The following is a 16,087-nucleotide window of genomic DNA, read 5'->3' as shown; positions in this document are numbered from 1 at the left end:
TTACCGGAGAAGAGCACCCGTTCGGGTTCGTGAGACGTCATCCTCGTGACTGGCCGAGGGAGCCAACGCTGCGCTGCCGGCTTCTTGCCGCTGCAGCAAGCCCGTGCAGCGTGCGATCAAGGTTCAGCTCGCCACTCCGGTGACGTTCCACCATGCGTTGTAGATAGCCGGCTGGATTCCCGACGCGCTGCATGGCGTGCTTGACGGCGATCGTGCCGATGACCACCGCGGCCCCGTCGGTTCCGAACATGGCCCTGGCCTGTCCATAGACTTGAGACGGGATCCCGAGGTGACCTCGCACCACGTCGCAGGCCCGCTGGATCTCGCTCCAGCCTGGCGCGGCCGACCCCACCCACTCTCTGTAGGCGGGAACGAGGTGCAGCAACAGGGCAGGGCTCATGGGGAACCCCTTGAGCAGACCGCCGCATGAGCCGGATGGCTCCTGCACCGCGATCTGGCCAGCAACGCGCGACCTTCCACCTCCCGGAGCCAAATCACCACTCGCTGCTGCAATTGCTTCAGCAATCAAGAGCTGATCTGTAGGTGTAATAGGGGTGCCCCGCAGCGCATCCTGGGGTGCACTCTCCACTGCCTCCGCCGCTGGCGGGACCGCCTGCAACTGCTGTGCGGACTCCTCGTAGAGGCGCCGGAGGCGAGCCTTGATCGCGGCAAGTTCCAAGGGATCGCGCTCGGCCCGGGCCACCGCGGCAAGCCTCTGGGCCTCGGCTGCGAGGGACGGCCAGTCCAGATGGGCCAGCTTCTCTGCGATGCCGTGGTCGGCGAGCGAGAGCATCTTGCGCGACCAGGCACTGCATTCCCGGCGCCACATCCTGACCTCCTGGCGGTGCGCCTCCAGTGCCTCAGCCGCAGCGGTGAATTCCGCCATCCGTTCGCCCACCGGGCTGAGGTCAAAGCCTGAGGCTTGCAGGATGCATCCGGTTCGCGGGTCACGCTGGCCCCAGCGTCGGCCCGTGCCGATGTCGTGGGCCCGGATCAGGCCGAGGTCGATCAGTCGGCGAAGCCGCTTGCGCACGCCACTGAGAGTCAGTCCGGTGCTGTCCATCAGCACTTCGTTCGAAGGCCATACGTAGCGGAGCTGTCCGGCCTGCCAGTCCTGGTTTCGGGAGTAGCGGAACAGCAGGTCGAGCATCTGCACCACGCAAGGTGCGTAGCCCATGGCCGGAGCCGCCGCCTTGAAGGCCGCCAGCACCCGTCCGCGCTCGAGCTCGTCGAGGCGCCCGGACAAGCTACCAGTGGCCTGGAGCTGGGCGCTCGTCGTGCGTCGTCGTCCAGTCCGCCGCGGCGTCGACGGCGTGGATTGGTCAAGTGTCATGGGCTCGCTCCTCGCGAGCGCACTGCCTGATCCCGACAGGCCGCACTCTCCCACCGTCGAGCGAGAGGCCGCTTGACGTGGAAAGGGCACAAAACTACCCTGGGTTCAGCAAGTTGTGGCCCAAGCTAGGGTTACCGGTTTCAGGAACGGTCGGTGCTGCCAGGCACCGGCCGTTTTTGCTGTCAGCGCGCCATCGTCGTCCTTGAAAGGCGGTTGAAATGGCCGGGCCGCCTCGGAACGACCTCAGCTAGAACAAGATGAGGGGATCGCGCGGCGCTTGTCCACCCATAACGCTCCGCAAAATACGAATTTCATCGAGTGGCAGGGCGGGGAGGCGTGTTCCGCTTCTCAAGGTAGGCATGCAGGGCTGTCACCACCACGGCCGCTCTCGTGACGCCATACTGCATCGCCAGGCGGTCAACGCCCTGTTTGAGATCCTGGTCGATCCAGAATGACTTGCGAGCCTTGGCGGAGGGTGGTGCCAGGAACAGGATGGTCTCACCTGCCTCGGCCCGCCCGATCAGTTCACGAAGGGCTTCCTCGTGCAGGTCCCTCGCGTAGAGCCGCTTGTGGCCAGCTCCGCCCTCGCGGTTGCGCTCATCCACCAACTGTTGGATGGCGTCCACAAAGCCAGGGGGCAAAGGAGCGTCCAGCTTGGCCATGTTGGCCGTTCTCTCGGTCAGCGGACGCACCATGCTCGGTTTCCAACAAGCTCCGGCTCCCGATGCGGGCATGCGCGGCCATTCCAGGAGAGGATGCCCGATATTCACCGGATGGACCAGATCGCAGGGCACTCGATGCCGGAGGAGGCTGGCGGTAATCGGCATCCTGGATGATGGTCAGGCACGAAAATCCCGACCGAAGGTCAGACGAGGCCGCTCACTGCACCCAGCGTGACTGAATGAGCGTGTTGCGGCCAAGACGATCGGAAGCGCCGCCGGGACACGCTGTCGCTGCGTGCGCTGCCCTCCTCCCGCTGATCGATTGTCAGCTGTTAGATGCGGGGATCGGCATCACACGAAGCCTGGATGTCGCGAAATCGTGGCCGCCCTGTGCCAGCGTATTGTCGGCTTCTGTTGAGCTTCGTTGGAGTGCACAGCCTGCATCTCGGCGGGGTCGGCGGCCGCGCGTGCAACGTGGATCTTGCGGACCAGCAATGTTCGCACCACAGAATCATCGCCATCCTGCGACACGCTTAGGTTGTTTTTTCTACATCAATTCGCCTGATACGGGTTGCCGACGCCGCGTCACGCTCATAGTGTCCGCCACACGCTTCACAGCGTCTCGTCAACTCGTGAAGGCACTTTCCACGTTGGGCTCGGCCGTAAACTCAAGTGTGCTTGACTTGGACCTTGGCTACATCGGTCCATTGGATTCCGAGCTCGGGTGCAGCAGCTTCGCTGGATTGTCGATCGACTCCAGATCAGTTGGAGCCTCATGGCTTCGGAAGGAGAACGGGACCAGGTGTCGCAGTTCATGGCCGAGGGCGATGCGCGCGCCGCGATCATCGAGGGCGGTCGCATCGACAACGTCATCGTCGTCGCTCAGCGCGGGCCAGACGGACGCGCTGAGTTCGTGCCCTACTTCGCCGCCTCCTGGCGCCGTGGCTACGTGGCGATCGGTTTGTGGACCGGCACGGGATGTCGCTCCTGGCGCGACCTCACCCGTCTGGTCGGCTTCGTTCGTGACGACCTGCAGTATCAGGGTCCAGTCACCGTGCATGAGGCTGACGATACCCGGCTGCGCAAATACCGCACGCTGTTCGAAGCTTTACCCGAGGCCGCCTGAGGCTTGGGCGCTTCAACAGATCCGGCCAAGCGGCCGGATGACTGGGTTCCGCGACCGACGCCGCGCTCCGCATCCGCGTTCTCGCCTGAGGACCAGATTTCCGGGCAGTACAGGAAGGCGTTTCCGCAGTGGCGGTCTTCTAGAATCCACTTTGGAAAAGAACCGAACACTCCCCGCATCGCTCATGCGAAGCCGTTAGCCTGATCGACCGCGACTCACCAGGGTAGCCGGCTCAGTTCCACAGGATCTCCCAGCGGGAGGTCAGGTCCTGCACGACATCCCAATGGCCTCAACACAATATAGCTCCGCTCATGGCGAAAAACGTCATATTCGGATAGACGTATATATGGATACACGCTAAGGTTGTCGCATGATGCAGCTGAACCATCCGAGATCAGCCAGCGCCGCGCCTGAAGGCGCGATTCCGTCTATGCGTCCTGTCGGCCACCCGGTTACGCTGGCGCTGCTCAGGACGCTGGCGGATCGACATTGCACAGGGACGGTAAACTCTCGGAAGCTGACTTCCGCTCGGTGGCAGAACGGGGTGGCCGTGTGCACCGCATCCTGGCGGTCGAGCTTGTCGCGGGCGGCTTCGTGCTCTTCGTCAAGCTGGCCGGCGGGCAACGCTACCGGCAGATCTCGATGCGCAAGTATGAGGCGCCGCGGGTGTTCCGCGACTACGCTCGCATGCGCGTCTGGCTGTCCGAACCCTGGATCGATTGGGCCAGCGGCCCCTTATTCGTCTATCCGGAAGGCCACCCTTTCCTGGCCCGCCTGGGGATCGCGATCCGGCGATAGGGTTGCCGAGGCGCTTCCTCGTGGTCGCTTGCAGTGAGTGCTGCCCTGACCCTCGCGGCCGTGCTCGCCATGGCACCGAACTGCGCACCCACCGTGGACCGCGGCACGCTGGTGGCCGTCATCGGCACGGAGAGCCGCTACCATCCCTTCGTCGTGGCGACGAATGCAGGCGGTCGCACCACCTCCTCGCGGCGTTTCGGCTCAGCCGACGAGGCGGTGGCTGCGGTCAACGCTCTGCTGGCGCGCGGCATCGACAACATCGACATGGGGCTGGCGCAGATCAATTATCGTGCTGGCCATCTGCGGCGACTCGGCTTGCCGATCGCGGCGGCCTTTGACCCATGCTCAGCCCTGTCCGTGGCCGCCGATGTGCTGGTTGATTGCTGGACGCGCTTGGGCGACGACCGGCCGGAGGCGGAGCGGCTGGACGCCATGCTCTCCTGCTACAACACCGGCACGCCGACGCGCGGCCTGACCAATGGCTACGTTGGCAAGGTTCACACCGCCTATCAGAAGCAGATCGTGCCCGCGCTCCGCCGTCATGATGCCGATGGCGCGACCGCGGTGCCGCCGCCCCGCCCTGATGCGCCCATCTCCGCACGCCTGCACTGTGATGTGCCGGCCTGGGATGTCTGGGCGCGCTGCCCGCAGCCGGATGCTGCGGAACCTCCGCCGCCCGATCCTGCGCCGGCGGCGCCGGTCAGGCTGCGCGGCATCACCCTGGAAGGTTCGAATGACGTCTCTCTTCATCCATAAGGCGTTGGCCCGCGGGGCTGGCGCGCGGAACCGCATCCTCGGCCTGCTCGCCCTGGCCCTGCTCGCCGGCCTTGTTCTGCCGGATTTCGCCCTGGCCCAGGGCGGCGATCCTTTCACCCTGGGTGTCGAATGGGCCCGCAGCACCTGGATCCGTGGCCTGGCCATGGCGGCGGTTGGTCTGGTCGGCGTGATGCTGTTCCTGTGGCAGTTCCGCGGCGCGGCTATCCTTTGCGTGCTCGGTGGTGGCCTGGTGGTGGCCAATCTCGAGACCATCGTCGGCTGGATGGGCATCTGACATGGCGCGGGCCGAGGAGGTCGACCGCACGGAGGGGATGATCCCCTTGGGCGCCACCCGGCCGCCGCTGGTGCCCTGGATCGGCCTGCCCTTCTCGGCCTGCCTGCTGCTGGGGCTGGTCTGCGTCGAACTGGCGATGTTCTGGGGTGGGTTGTCCGGCACCATCAGCGCCGCCGGCCTCTTTGTCGCCATCTGGGCGCCGCTGCGCTGGTGGGTGGAGCGCGACTGGTACGCGCTGGCGGTGATCGGCGTCTGGTTCCGCACCTCCAGCGCCGCCTTCGACGCGCCGCGCTGGGGCGGCGCGACGATCGCGCATTTTCCGCTCAGCCCGCGGCATCGCCGGCAGGAGGTGAGGGGGCTCTGGCATGTTTGACGGCTTGGCGTCCGCGCTGTTCGAACGCACCGCGACGACCTATGCCACGCATCACGGGCATGTCGCACCGGACGTGGTGATGATGCGGGACGGCTCGCTCTGCGCTGTCATTGAGGTGGAGGGCCACCCCTTCGAGCTGGCGGGCAACGCGGCGCTCAACACCGCTCATGCCGTCCGGGCCGAGTTGCTCCGCAACATCGCGGAGCCGGAACTCACCGTCTATGAACACCTGATCCAGCACGACAGTGTCCGCCCGTTGCCACTGGCGCAGCATCGGACCTTCTACGGCGCGGCGTTGGCGCGGGACTACCAGGCCTGCCTGGCCGGGCTGCGCGGCACATCCTGGTTCCTGACCCTGATCGTCCGGCCGCGCGCACCGCTGGTGCTGCGCCGCCGCAAGCCTGGGCGCGACCTCGGGCTCGATCGGCGCCTGTCCATGCTGCAGGACAAGGTCCGTGCCGTCCTGAGTGCTTTGGCTGGCTTCCAGCCGCGCCGGCTCGGGGTGCGGGAGGAGGGCGGCGTGCTGTTCAGCGAGATCGCCGAGGCGCACCGCATGATGCTCTATGCCCGCTGGATGCCGGTGCCGCTGGTGGAGGGCGGGCAGATGGGCGCCGCCCTGTACAACGACCGCGTCACCTTTGCCGACAAGGCGTTCCGCGTCGAGGTCCCGGCCCGGGACTATGCCGAGTGCCCGCACGGGCTGATGCTGGGCTTCCGAATCTATCCGACCCGCTGGCGGGTCGGCATGTTCGACCAGCTGATCGGCCAGCCCTTCCGCTTCGTGCTGACCAATTCCTTCGGGTTCTTCGGCCGCACCAGCGCCAGCGACAAGATGGCGCTGCGGGCGCGCCATATGAGCAATGCCGGCGACCGCGCCGTGTCGCTCCGCCTGGAGCTGGACGAGGCGATGGATGCGGTGGACCGGGGCGAGCATGTGCTGGGCGAGCATCTCTGGTCGCTCGCCGTGCACGCCGACCGGCTGGCGGATCTGGAGGAATGGGGCGCCCGGGCCCGCAACGCGGTGACCGATGCCGGCGCCGTGGTGGCCACCGAGGATGCCGGGGTCGAGGGCGCTTTCTGGGCGCAGCTGCCCGGCTCGCCGCATTATCTGCGCGGCCGGGCCGGCGGGCTGCCGAGCATTGCTTTTGCCGCCATGTCGTCGATGCACGCGCATCCCCGGGGCGATGCCAGCCATCATTGGGGTAGGCCGCTCTACCGCGTCCGCACGGTCGGCAACACGCCCTATGACGTGCCGTGGCACCTGCGCGATGTTGGCCACCGGCTGCGCTTCGGGCCGACCGGATCCGGCAAGACGCTGGACATGGCCTTCGACGCCGTGATGCTCGATCCGCTGGTGAGGGGGCAGGGCGGCAGCCAGATCCTCTTCGACAAGGACGGCGCCAACGAGATCCTGGTGCGCGCCATGGGCGGGCCGGTGGCCCGCATCCGGCGCGGCCAGGACAGCGGCGCGGCACCGCTGCGCGGCCTCGACAACACCGAGGCCAATCGCGCCTGGCTGCACGAATTCATCTCCGGCCTGATCATGGCCGATGGGCGCGGCGCGCTGCGGCCGGACAGCAATCGCCGCCTCGACAAGGGCATCGCCTGGGTGATGCGCATGCCCGCCGCCCTGCGCAGCCTGGCCGGGGTGCGCCAGTTCCTCGATCACGGGGATGCCCTGGGCGATGGTGCCCGGCTGGAGGTGTGGTGCCGTGGCAACGCGCGCGGCTGGGCCTTCGATGGTGAGGCGGATCGCCTCGACTTCGACGCCCCCTTCGCCAGCGTCGACCCAACGGAGGTGCTGGAGGACGCGGCGGTGATGCCGCCGCTGGCCGCCTATCTGCTCTACCGCACCGGGCTGATCGCCGATGGCCGCCGCGTCGTGGTGCATGCCGATGAGGGGCGCGCCTACATGCCGCCCGTCGCCATGGTGAACGGCGCCCGGGAGATGCGCTTCGCGCGCGGCTTCGAGGATCTGGTGCTCACCGGCCGCAAGAAGGAGGTCTCACTCGACCTCGCCATTCAGCAGCCCGAGCACATCCTGGAGCACCCGGTGGGGGCTTCGCTGATCGCCCAGGCCAAGACGCGGGTGCTCTACGCCAATCCGGATGCGCGCCGCGACAGCTATGTCGAGGGGCTGGGCTGCTCGCCGCGCATCCACCAGGCGGTCAGCCGCGACATGCTGGTGGGTCCGCGCTCCAAGATCCTGATGCGGGAAAGCTACGCCGTGCGCTGCCTGATGGATCTCGGAGCGCTGCCCGAGCATCTGGCGGTGCTGTCCAGCCGCGCCGGCACGATCCGGCTGATGGCCGACACCATCGGCAACCATGGCCACGATCCGTCGGTCTGGCTACCGGTGTTCTGGCGGCGGCTGCGGGAAGGTACCCAGGCCGGTCCCTGAGAGATCAGTGGACCATCATGAGAGCCGGACACTGGCCAGGCGAGCCCCGGCAATTGGACCACCACCTGGTGCTGACCTGACGGCGCCGGACGACAGCGGAGGGAGAACCCCATGAAGCGCATCCTGCTGGCCTCGGTCGGCGCGGCCCTCCTCGGCGCCGGATCTCTCCCCGCCAAGGCGCAATGGGTGGTCTGGGATCCCGGCAACGCCACCTACAACATCCTGCAGGCCGAGCGGCTGCTGACGCAGATCCGCGAGATGCAGATGCAGTACCGGCAGCTGGTCGCCACCTACAACGCCATCAGCCACACGACCAGCATCGGCGGGCTGACCGGCGCCGTGGGCGGTCTGTCCAGTTCCAATTTGCCGCTGCCGGGCGAGCTGATGGGCGCCATGCGCGGCGCCTCCACCCTGGGGCGGGCGGCCGGGCAGATTGACCTCGACCGCGTCTACATCCCGCCCACGGTGGATCAATGGACCCGCGAGATGACGCGCCGCGAGACGGTCACCGCCAATGCCAAGGCGATGAGCGAGCAGGCGCTGGTGGACGCGCAGGCGCAAATGGCGTCGCTCGACCGCATGCAGGCTGAGATCGAGGCGCAGCCGGATGGCACCGCGGTCGCGGCGCATCAGGCGGGGATCGCCCTGGTGGGCCAGAAGCTGGCGCTGCAGCAGGTGCAGCTGCAGCAAACGCAGATGTTGCTGGAGGCGGACAATCGGGTGACGCAGCAACGCTACGAGCAGCAATGGCGGCAGGACGTGGATCGCCATGCCGAGGCGACCGCCGGCGCCCTGGGAGGCTGGTGATGCGCCGTCTCGCTCTGGCGATGCTCCTGCTCACCGCGACAGTCGCCATGGCGGCGGAGCACGACATCCCCTGGTTCCAGGCGCATCCGGCGGACCGCGGCGCCTGGCTGCGGAAATGTCGCGACGACATGCGGCTGGGTCAGGATCCGGTCTGCGGCAATGCGCAGAAGGCCGAGGATCGCGAGCGCGCCAAGAAGATCGCACCATCCTCGCCTATTCCGGGCTTCGATCCGACGGAGAGCCCGCTGATGCGCGGTGCCATCCAGGACGCATGCAAGAAGCCCGAGAGCCAGCGCGGGATGTTCGGACAGTACTGCGGCAGGATCTGAGCGGCTATGTACGAACAATGGGTCACATACTTCGATGGCCTGACCATTCGCGCGATGGACAATGTCATCGCTGGCGGCATCGCCTTCACACTGTCCTATTTGCGCGGCGCCATGATGCTGCTGGTGCTGATTGCGGCCGTCCTGATGCTGCGCGGCGACATGACGGTCGGCTGGGGCGTCCGCAAGATCATCCTGGGGCTCATCGTCCTCGCCCTCTTGCAAGTCGGCAACTACAACGCCGTCATCCGTGAGCCCTTCTGGACAACAATTCCAAACGGTATCGCGTCAGCATTGAATGGTGGCCCTGTGAGTATCACCGCTGCCCAACGGTTCAACAGCATCGCTCAAGCGATCGAGCACGTCGTCGCGCTGGCGGATCAGCGCATCGGCAATCCGTTCTGGAACATCCGTGCCAGCATCTCTGTCAGCATCGTGCAGCTGTTCCTGCATCTCTTCCTGGCGTTTGTGTTCGCGGTCTGGCAGGTCGCGCGCGTGGCCACGGCGCTGATCATCTCCGCCGGGCCGTTCCTGCTGATCGCCGCCTTGTTCGAGACGAGCCGGCAATACGTCCTCGACTGGTTTGGCAAGCTGATCTCCGTCTCCGCCCTGACGCTGTATTCCTGGGTCATGACGGAGATCGCGCTGGCGGGTGGCATGACTTGGATCCAGCAGCGCTTCACCGCCGACAACGGCATGTCGGCGACCATTTCCGATCTCCTCAGCCTCTGCGCCTGGTTCTTCATCTGCTCGCTGATCATGGTCGGCCTGCCCATGCTGGCCTCGATCGGTGGCAGTGGTGGCGCCGGCGTGGCGACCAGCGTTGGTGCCGGCCTGGCGGGCGGCAAAGCCGCCAGCGGCGCGGCCACGGCCTCCGCCGCCCGCCTGGGTACCGCCATCGGCGCCTCCCTCAAGCGGAGCATGAGCCGTGGTGGCCGCTGAGACAGCAACAAGGACCCGATCCCTGATGATGCCTGCTTTCCGACCGCTGGTCCTGGCCCTGGCCGCTGTCGCCCTGGCCGGTTGCGCCGGGCTCGACACGGCGCAGGAGGCACGGGCCTGCCAAGGCACGCCCTTCGTGCTGAATGCCGGCCTCTGGACGCCGGCGCCGGAGGATCTGCGTTGAGTGCCTCCTCCGCACCCGAGGAGGCGATGGCCGCCTTCCGGACCAGCTCCACGGCGGCCGTGGTCAGTCCGGAGCAGGCCGCGGCGCATTACCAGCGCATCCTCCAGTCCCAGGCGGCTTCGCAGCGGCGCGACAACCGGCGCTCGCGCATGGCGCTCGCCACCAGCCTCAGCCAGATCGCCGTCTCCCTGGCGCTGGCCGGCGCCGTGGTGTTCCTGCTGGCCCGTGAAAAGACCCAGATTGTCTATGTCGCCTTCAACAGCGACGGCACCTTCCGCACCTCGGCCTCGGAGCGGGACCTGACCACCTCGGATCGCCGCGCCGCGATGTCGGCGACCCTGTGGCGCTACGTGGCGGCGCGCGAAGGCTACAGCTCGGCCGGCCATCCCGAGGCGCAGCAATTCGTCTACATCCTCTCCGACAAGGCGGTGGGCGACGCCTACCAGGCCAGCGTCGATCCCAGGAACGAGCAGAGCCCCTTCCGGGTCTATGGCACCCGCACCCAGGCGCAGATCGAGCGCCGCACCGAGAATCTGTTCTGCATCCGCGACGCGGCGCTGGAAGGCTGCGGCGGCCGGGATCCCGACAGCTACAAGGTGTGGTTCACCCGCACCCAGCGCACCGAGGGCCAGCGCGCGGTCCGCCGCAACTACTCGGCGACCATCCGCTTCCGCGCAGGCGTCAAGGTGCCGTCCTGGCAGCTGGTGACCCACAATCCACTCGGCCTGCAGGTCACCGAATATTCCATCACCGAGGAAGGAGCCATGCCATGAGCCGCATGCCCGCCCTGGCCGCGGTGCTGGCCGGCCTCACGGCCATGCCGGCCTGGGCGGCGCAGGAACCATCGCCGTGCTCGGCCGGCGAAGACCCCCGCGTCCGCTGCATCACCGCGACGGAAGACCGGGTCGTCCTGCTGCGCATCCAGCCCGGCACCACCGCGCTGATCGAACTGCCACCCGGCGAGCGGGTGGTTGGCACCCCGGCCTCGGACAACAGCCTGATGCTGGGCGCCCAGGCGCTGACCCGCACTGGCAGCGCCCAGGGCAACGCCACCACGGATGGCAATCTGTCGGTCGCGGTCCGCGGCAACACGGTGGCCCTCAAGCCGCATCGCGACCTGGAGCCGCAGCCCTTCTTTGTGTTGACCGAGCGCGACGGCCTGCCGCAGCAGCGCTATCGCTTTCAGCTGGAGACGGCCGGGCCCGAGAACGCCTTCTACAGCGTCCGCCTGCGCAACGCGGCGGCCGAGCAGGCGCAGCGCCAGGCGCGCTGGCAGGCACGCGCCGCCGCCCGGAAGCAGCAGGCGGCCGAGGCGGCGCTGCGCCAGGCCCAGGCGGCGCCGTGCGCCGCCACACCGGATGCGAATTTCCGCTGGATCGGCATCGGTGATGCCCGGCTGGCGCCGGCGGAGATCTGCGACGACGGCCGGCAGATTTTTCTGCGTTTTCCGGGCACTCAGCGCGTGCCCGCCATTGCCGCCGTGCTGCCCGACGGCACCCCGGCGATGGCCAACAACACGATGAATCCGCAGGGCTGGGTGGTGGTGCATGCCAACACGCCGCGGCTGATCCTGAGCGATGGCCAGGCCACCCTCTGCGTCGTCAACAAGGGCTACGATCCGGTGGGCCGCAACACAGGCACCGGCACCGTCTCGCCGGACGTCGTGCTGACGCCCAAGGCGGCGCAGTCGTGAGCGAGAACGGGAATGCCCCGCCGGTCGGCCAGGGCCGTCGGCCCATGGGCTTCGCCGGCAAGATCGGCATCGTCACGCTCGGCATCGGCGCCGCCTTCGCGGTCTGGCTGATCAATGGCGGTCCACAGGAGCGCCAGCCGCCGGCACGGGATGTCGGTGTCGCCTCGGGCGAGGCCGGTACACCAAGGCCGGTGTTCCGCATGCCGCCGCCCGAACCGGTCGCGACCGCCACCCCGGTGGTGCTGCCACCCCCCAGCATGACGCTGCAGCCATCAGCGCAGGCAGCACCCTCTTCGCCCGCGCGACCTATCAAGCCCAGCCCGATCATGGCCTATGAGGCGCGGAGTCCGGGCGGCACCGATGATCATGCTGCGCCGGCTCTGTCGATGGGGCAGGGAGGACTGGCCGGAGGCGAGGAGGATGGCCTCGCCACCCGGCTGCGCGCCTCCCGCACGGAGGGCGCGCGGGCCCGCCGGCTGCGCAACCCGCATCTGACGCTGACCCAGGGCAGCCTGATCGGCTGCATCCGCGAGACGCCGGTCAACACCCAGCTGCCGGGCTTTGTCCGCTGCCAGGTGCCGGAGCCGGTGATGTCCACCACCGGCACCACCGTGCTGCTGCCGGCCGGCACAAGGCTGGTCGGGCAGGTCAGGCAGGCGATGACGCAGGGGCAGAACCGCGCCTTTATTCTCTGGCAGCGGGCCGAGACGCCGGACAGCGTGGTGGTCGATCTGGCCAGTCCGGGAACCGATCCGATGGGCACGCCCGGCATCCCGGTGGAGGTGCACAGCAATTTCTGGGCGCGCTTTGGTGGCGCCATCATGCTGTCCTTCATCGATGCCGGGCTGCAGGCCGCGGCGCAGGCCGCCGCCAACGCGACCGAAGGGGACGGCACCCGCATCACCTTCAACACGGCGCGCAGCGGCGGCACCAACGCCGCCAGCCGCGCCCTCGACGCCACGGTGAACATCCCGCCCTACGGCACCTCGCCGGCCGGCGCGCAGGAGGCGGTGTTCGTCGCCCGCGACCTCGACTTCTCCGACGTCTACGAGCTGAGGCTGCGCTGATGCACCCGGCGCTGCCCCTGCTCGACTACGCCATGGCGCCGCTCGCCGATCTGTTCCACGACCCCGCCACCCAGGACGTCGCCGTCAACGCGCCGGGCGAGGTGTGGTGGCGGCAGGGTGGTGGCTGGTCGGTGCGACAGCAGCCTGAGCTGGATTTCCAGACCCTGGAAAGCATCACCATGCTGGCGGGCTCGCTGCGGGGTCAGGACGTGGATGAGCGTTCGCCGCTGCTCTCCACCGAGATGCCGGGACCGGCGGGGGAGGGCGGCCGGTCCCTGCTCCGGCTGCAGGCGGTGCTGCCGCCGGCCGTGCCCGGCGGCAGCATCAGCCTGACCTGGCGGCGTCCCGGCAACACGGTCGCGCCGCTCGACGCCCTTCCCAAGCGCTACCAGACCGAGGGCTGGAACGCCTGGGGCCAGCGCGGCGTCGCCCGGCAGCGCCTGTCAGGCGAATTGCTGACCCTCTACGATAGGGGCGACACGGTCGGTTTTTTGACCCACGCCATGCGCCGCAAGCTCAACATCTGGATGTGCGCGGCCACCGGCGGCGGCAAGACCGATCTGTTCAAGAGCCTGATGGCGGCGGTGCCCGCCGAGGAGCGGATCGTCACGGTGGAGGACAGCCAGGAGCTGATCCTGGCCCAACCCAACGCCGTGCGCCTGCTCTACAGCCAGACCGGCGGCGGCGCCGGGGCGGCGGAGTTGATCGCCGCCGCCATGCGCATGCGCCCCGACCGGGTGCCGGTGCAGGAGATCCGCACCGGCGAGGCGGCCTGGGTCTATCTCGGCGGCATCCTTTCCGGCCACCCCGGCAGCCCGACCACCATCCACGGCCGCACGCCGCAGGAAGCGTTCCGGCGCATGTTCAACTTCTGCAAGACCGCCGGCGGCAACAGCATGGCCGATGACAACCTCGCCGGCATGCTGGGCGACGCGGTGGACATCATTATCCCGCTGCGCAACGAGGCCGGGATCTTCTCCATCAAGGAAGTCTGGTTCAAGGACGCGATGCTGCGCGATGGCGGCACGCCGGCGGCGCTGCTGACGGAGCACGCGCTGTGACGCAGCTCGGCGCCCGCTGGGCCGGGCTGGCGGTGGTCTTTGCCATCCTCTGGGCCATGGTCGCCTCGCTCGCCCTCATCGCTTTGCTGGGGATGTGGCAGGCCGCGGAAGCCCTGCCGCCCCACTATCTGCCGCTGCAGTGGTTCCTGATCGGCTGGCACTATTTCGACTATTACCGGGTGCCGCAGAGCCTGCTGATCTCGGCCGCGGGCGCCTCGGCCCTGATCGCGACGCTCGCCTGGCGCAGCCACCAGATCCTCACGCCGAAGCGGAAGCTGCATGGTGAGACGCGCTGGCTGACCCGCCAGGAGGGCGAGGCGGACGGGCTGGTCTGGTCCAAGGCGCCGCCCGGCGATGCCATCGTCCTGGGGCGGGACGGCCAGAACCTGGTCAGCCTGCCGGGCCAGGACCATGTGGCGCTCTACGCCCGCACCGGGGCCGGCAAGGGGGTCGGCTTTGTGGTGCCCAACTGCCAGAACTGGGGCGGCTCGCTGGTGTGCTTCTCGGTGAAGCGCGACGTGGCGCAGGCGGCCGCGGCCGAGCGTCAGCGGCTCGGCGACGAGGTCTTTCTGTTTGACCTGATGAGCCATGACGGGCGGACGCATCGCTGGAACCCGCTCGGGCAGGTGCGGCGCGGCACGCCAGAGGCCTTCAACGACATCCAGAAGGCAATGTTCCGCCTGGTGCCGGAAACCAAGGCGCAGAACCCGTTCTGGGACAATGCCGGGCGGCGCTTGGCCGGCGCGGCGGCGTTGCTCCTGGCCGAGACGCCGGGCGAGCCGCTCACCGTGCAGGCGGTGCGACGGCTGCTGGCGCGGCCGGACTGGGCGGAGAACTTCCAGGCCATGCTGCAGCGGGCGCGGGAGGAGGGACGGCCCTACCCGGTCGCGGCCGTCGACACCATCAGCGCCATCATCCGCCGCAAGGAGGATGAGAGCGCCGCCAGCGTCATCGAGACCACCACCACGGCGCTGGCGCTCTGGGAGATCCCGCGCGTCGCCGCCGGCACGGCAGAGAGCGACTTCGACCTCGGCGCCATCCGCAGCCGCAAGATGAGCATCTTTGTGGTGGCGAGCCCGGACGACATCCGCCGGCTGCGCATCATCTATCAGATGTTCTTCAGCCAGTTCGTTGCCGCCAACACGCAGCAGGAGTTCGGCGAGGATCCGGCGCATCGGCACCGTGTGCTGGTCATGCTGGACGAGTTCTGGGCGCTGGGCGAGGTCAGCGTGCTCGCCGATGCGGTGGCTTTTACCCGCAGCTATGGCTTTCGGCTGGCCTATGTCATCCAGTCGAAGAACCAGACGGTTACCTCCTTTGGCAAGGAGGGGTCCAAGAACCTGTTCCTCAACACCGGGGCGGAACTGCTCTACGGTGGCTGCGACATCGAGGTGGCCGAGGAGGTCTCCAGGCGGATGGGCTTTGACACGGTCGAGGAGGTCACCCGCAACCGGCCCCGCTACCTGGCCTGGTTCCAGAGCAACAAGCAGACCGAGAGTGAGGCCATGCGGCGTCGGGCGCTGATGCTGCCGCAGGAGATCAGCCGCATGAAGCGGGATCAGGTTGTGGTGCTGCGGCCGGGTATCATGCCGCTGAAGCTTCAGCGGATCCGCTGGTTCGAGGATCGGTGGTTCAAGGATCGGAGCGGGGCGATGCCAGAGTGGCCAACGCTAGAGGTCTCAGTCGACCGCGATGTCGTCTAGCTGATGCCCCGGCGGCTGTCGGAGTTTCCAGCGCCGAATGACGCTCCGTAATGCTATGTTCAACACTCCCGTCGCCCAGCCAGCGGCTAAAAGCCCGCTTTGCCCTGTTGAAACCTTCCTGACCCAGATCTGAGGATCATGAGGTTGTGGGTGAGGACGCGCAGGATGAGTTCGCGCCTTTGAGCTTGGTGGCCGCGTGTGGTCAGTGCTGAGCCCAGGCGACGCTTGTGCTGGCTGAAGCCGCTCTCGATAGTCTGAACGCAAATGACAAATGCCGTTAGCTTGGCTTGTGGAGTTGGTTGGGATGACGTAGCGGATCTCAACCTCGCCATTCGTGACGACAACCCGGGCCACGAGCCATTCGATCAGCTGCCGTTTCTGCTCCCAGTTGGCGTGGTCAAGGCCGTGGCTGATACGACGGCTGAACTCTTCCAGGCTGAGGCCAAGGCCCGCGATGTCAGCCTGCCGTTCGGCTTGGCCTGCCAGTTGCTGCTCCTGGGTGGCGAGGGCGTGCTGTCTCTGCTCGAGATCACGGCGCCGGCGCTGATATTCCTCAAGCC

18 protein-coding genes are annotated in these 16,087 nt (G+C 67.8%); 16 read left to right on the top strand and 2 right to left on the bottom strand.

Translation table 11 applies throughout. From position 1 onward, the window contains the following. Positions 1 to 37: 37 nt before the first annotated feature. Both repC and ACF3NH_RS22350 read right to left on the bottom strand, forming a co-directional pair. Positions 38 to 1,333: a plasmid replication protein RepC gene (gene repC, locus ACF3NH_RS22355; protein ID WP_422926159.1), complete on the bottom strand. Its 1,296-nt coding sequence runs from the start codon at positions 1,331 to 1,333 to the stop codon at positions 38 to 40. Between the two features lie 311 nt (positions 1,334 to 1,644). Then, the gene (locus tag ACF3NH_RS22350; protein ID WP_422926157.1) at positions 1,645 to 2,028 is read right to left on the bottom strand and encodes a hypothetical protein; all 384 of its coding nucleotides are present in this window, start codon (positions 2,026 to 2,028) and stop codon (positions 1,645 to 1,647) included. A gap of 691 nt (positions 2,029 to 2,719) precedes the next feature. Here ACF3NH_RS22350 and ACF3NH_RS22345 point away from each other — a divergent pair. The 16 genes from ACF3NH_RS22345 to ACF3NH_RS22270 all read left to right on the top strand — a co-directional run. After that, positions 2,720 to 3,121 carry a hypothetical protein gene (locus tag ACF3NH_RS22345; RefSeq protein ID WP_422926155.1) on the top strand — a complete coding sequence of 134 codons (402 nt, stop codon included), beginning with the start codon at positions 2,720 to 2,722 and terminating at the stop codon, positions 3,119 to 3,121. Positions 3,122 to 3,673: 552 nt separating this feature from the next. Then, a complete protein-coding gene (locus tag ACF3NH_RS22340) occupies positions 3,674 to 3,919 on the top strand; it encodes a hypothetical protein (RefSeq protein ID WP_422926153.1) in 246 nt (81 codons plus the stop codon). Positions 3,920 to 3,952: 33 nt separating this feature from the next. Continuing rightward, on the top strand, positions 3,953 to 4,675 hold the full coding sequence (locus tag ACF3NH_RS22335) for a transglycosylase SLT domain-containing protein (protein ID WP_422926151.1): 723 nt from the start codon (positions 3,953 to 3,955) through the stop codon (positions 4,673 to 4,675). Continuing rightward, positions 4,653 to 4,970 carry a hypothetical protein gene (locus ACF3NH_RS22330; protein ID WP_422926149.1) on the top strand — a complete coding sequence of 106 codons (318 nt, stop codon included), beginning with the start codon at positions 4,653 to 4,655 and terminating at the stop codon, positions 4,968 to 4,970. The genes ACF3NH_RS22335 and ACF3NH_RS22330 overlap by 23 nt, the downstream gene beginning before the upstream one ends. Position 4,971: 1 nt before the next feature. Then, the gene (locus tag ACF3NH_RS22325) at positions 4,972 to 5,343 is read left to right on the top strand and encodes a VirB3 family type IV secretion system protein (protein ID WP_422926147.1); all 372 of its coding nucleotides are present in this window, start codon (positions 4,972 to 4,974) and stop codon (positions 5,341 to 5,343) included. Then, on the top strand, positions 5,336 to 7,744 hold the full coding sequence (locus ACF3NH_RS22320) for a VirB4 family type IV secretion/conjugal transfer ATPase (RefSeq protein ID WP_422926145.1): 2,409 nt from the start codon (positions 5,336 to 5,338) through the stop codon (positions 7,742 to 7,744). Before ACF3NH_RS22325 ends, ACF3NH_RS22320 begins: the two co-directional genes overlap by 8 nt. A gap of 111 nt (positions 7,745 to 7,855) precedes the next feature. Next, positions 7,856 to 8,551, top strand: a complete 696-nt coding sequence (locus ACF3NH_RS22315) for a type IV secretion system protein (protein WP_422926143.1) — start codon at positions 7,856 to 7,858, stop codon at positions 8,549 to 8,551. After that, positions 8,551 to 8,880 (top strand): EexN family lipoprotein, encoded by a 330-nt coding sequence (locus tag ACF3NH_RS22310; RefSeq protein WP_422926141.1) that lies wholly within the window; start codon positions 8,551 to 8,553, stop codon positions 8,878 to 8,880. The genes ACF3NH_RS22315 and ACF3NH_RS22310 overlap by 1 nt, the downstream gene beginning before the upstream one ends. A gap of 6 nt (positions 8,881 to 8,886) precedes the next feature. Beyond that, positions 8,887 to 9,819: a type IV secretion system protein gene (locus tag ACF3NH_RS22305; RefSeq protein WP_422926139.1), complete on the top strand. Its 933-nt coding sequence runs from the start codon at positions 8,887 to 8,889 to the stop codon at positions 9,817 to 9,819. Between the two features lie 25 nt (positions 9,820 to 9,844). Next, entirely contained in the window at positions 9,845 to 10,003 is a 159-nt protein-coding gene (locus ACF3NH_RS22300) for a type IV secretion system lipoprotein VirB7 (protein ID WP_422926137.1), read from the top strand. Beyond that, entirely contained in the window at positions 10,000 to 10,776 is a 777-nt protein-coding gene (locus ACF3NH_RS22295; RefSeq protein ID WP_422926135.1) for a VirB8/TrbF family protein, read from the top strand. Before ACF3NH_RS22300 ends, ACF3NH_RS22295 begins: the two co-directional genes overlap by 4 nt. Then, on the top strand, positions 10,773 to 11,696 hold the full coding sequence (locus tag ACF3NH_RS22290; protein WP_422926133.1) for a TrbG/VirB9 family P-type conjugative transfer protein: 924 nt from the start codon (positions 10,773 to 10,775) through the stop codon (positions 11,694 to 11,696). Before ACF3NH_RS22295 ends, ACF3NH_RS22290 begins: the two co-directional genes overlap by 4 nt. Next, positions 11,693 to 12,763 carry a TraB/TrbI/VirB10 family type IV secretion system protein gene (locus ACF3NH_RS22285; protein WP_422926131.1) on the top strand — a complete coding sequence of 357 codons (1,071 nt, stop codon included), beginning with the start codon at positions 11,693 to 11,695 and terminating at the stop codon, positions 12,761 to 12,763. Before ACF3NH_RS22290 ends, ACF3NH_RS22285 begins: the two co-directional genes overlap by 4 nt. Continuing rightward, positions 12,763 to 13,824, top strand: a complete 1,062-nt coding sequence (locus ACF3NH_RS22280; RefSeq protein ID WP_422926129.1) for an ATPase, T2SS/T4P/T4SS family — start codon at positions 12,763 to 12,765, stop codon at positions 13,822 to 13,824. Before ACF3NH_RS22285 ends, ACF3NH_RS22280 begins: the two co-directional genes overlap by 1 nt. Next, the gene (locus ACF3NH_RS22275; RefSeq protein ID WP_422926127.1) at positions 13,821 to 15,527 is read left to right on the top strand and encodes a type IV secretory system conjugative DNA transfer family protein; all 1,707 of its coding nucleotides are present in this window, start codon (positions 13,821 to 13,823) and stop codon (positions 15,525 to 15,527) included. Before ACF3NH_RS22280 ends, ACF3NH_RS22275 begins: the two co-directional genes overlap by 4 nt. A 264-nt stretch (positions 15,528 to 15,791) precedes the next feature. Next, the coding region (locus tag ACF3NH_RS22270; protein ID WP_422926125.1) for a hypothetical protein at positions 15,792 to 16,087 on the top strand (296 nt) is incomplete at its 3' end.

The sequence above is a fragment of the Pseudoroseomonas sp. WGS1072 genome (assembly GCF_049340465.1).
Lineage (GTDB): Bacteria > Pseudomonadota > Alphaproteobacteria > Acetobacterales > Acetobacteraceae > Pseudoroseomonas.
Note: the sequence above shows the minus strand (reverse complement) of the source record. Positions and strands in the feature narration are given on the sequence as shown.

Bases quoted from the DNA above. Each gene is read 5' to 3' on its own strand.
- ACF3NH_RS22300 (WP_422926137.1), top strand. From the start codon at position 9,845: ATGATGCCTGCTTTCCGACCGCTGGTCCTGGCCCTGGCCGCTGTCGCC.
- repC (WP_422926159.1), bottom strand. From the start codon at position 1,333: ATGACACTTGACCAATCCACGCCGTCGACGCCGCGGCGGACTGGACGA.
- ACF3NH_RS22315 (WP_422926143.1), top strand. From the start codon at position 7,856: ATGAAGCGCATCCTGCTGGCCTCGGTCGGCGCGGCCCTCCTCGGCGCC.
- ACF3NH_RS22290 (WP_422926133.1), top strand. From the start codon at position 10,773: ATGAGCCGCATGCCCGCCCTGGCCGCGGTGCTGGCCGGCCTCACGGCC.
- ACF3NH_RS22310 (WP_422926141.1), top strand. From the start codon at position 8,551: ATGCGCCGTCTCGCTCTGGCGATGCTCCTGCTCACCGCGACAGTCGCC.
- ACF3NH_RS22280 (WP_422926129.1), top strand. From the start codon at position 12,763: ATGCACCCGGCGCTGCCCCTGCTCGACTACGCCATGGCGCCGCTCGCC.
- ACF3NH_RS22325 (WP_422926147.1), top strand. From the start codon at position 4,972: ATGGCGCGGGCCGAGGAGGTCGACCGCACGGAGGGGATGATCCCCTTG.
- ACF3NH_RS22350 (WP_422926157.1), bottom strand. From the start codon at position 2,028: ATGGTGCGTCCGCTGACCGAGAGAACGGCCAACATGGCCAAGCTGGAC.
- ACF3NH_RS22320 (WP_422926145.1), top strand. From the start codon at position 5,336: ATGTTTGACGGCTTGGCGTCCGCGCTGTTCGAACGCACCGCGACGACC.
- ACF3NH_RS22330 (WP_422926149.1), top strand. From the start codon at position 4,653: ATGACGTCTCTCTTCATCCATAAGGCGTTGGCCCGCGGGGCTGGCGCG.
- ACF3NH_RS22305 (WP_422926139.1), top strand. From the start codon at position 8,887: ATGTACGAACAATGGGTCACATACTTCGATGGCCTGACCATTCGCGCG.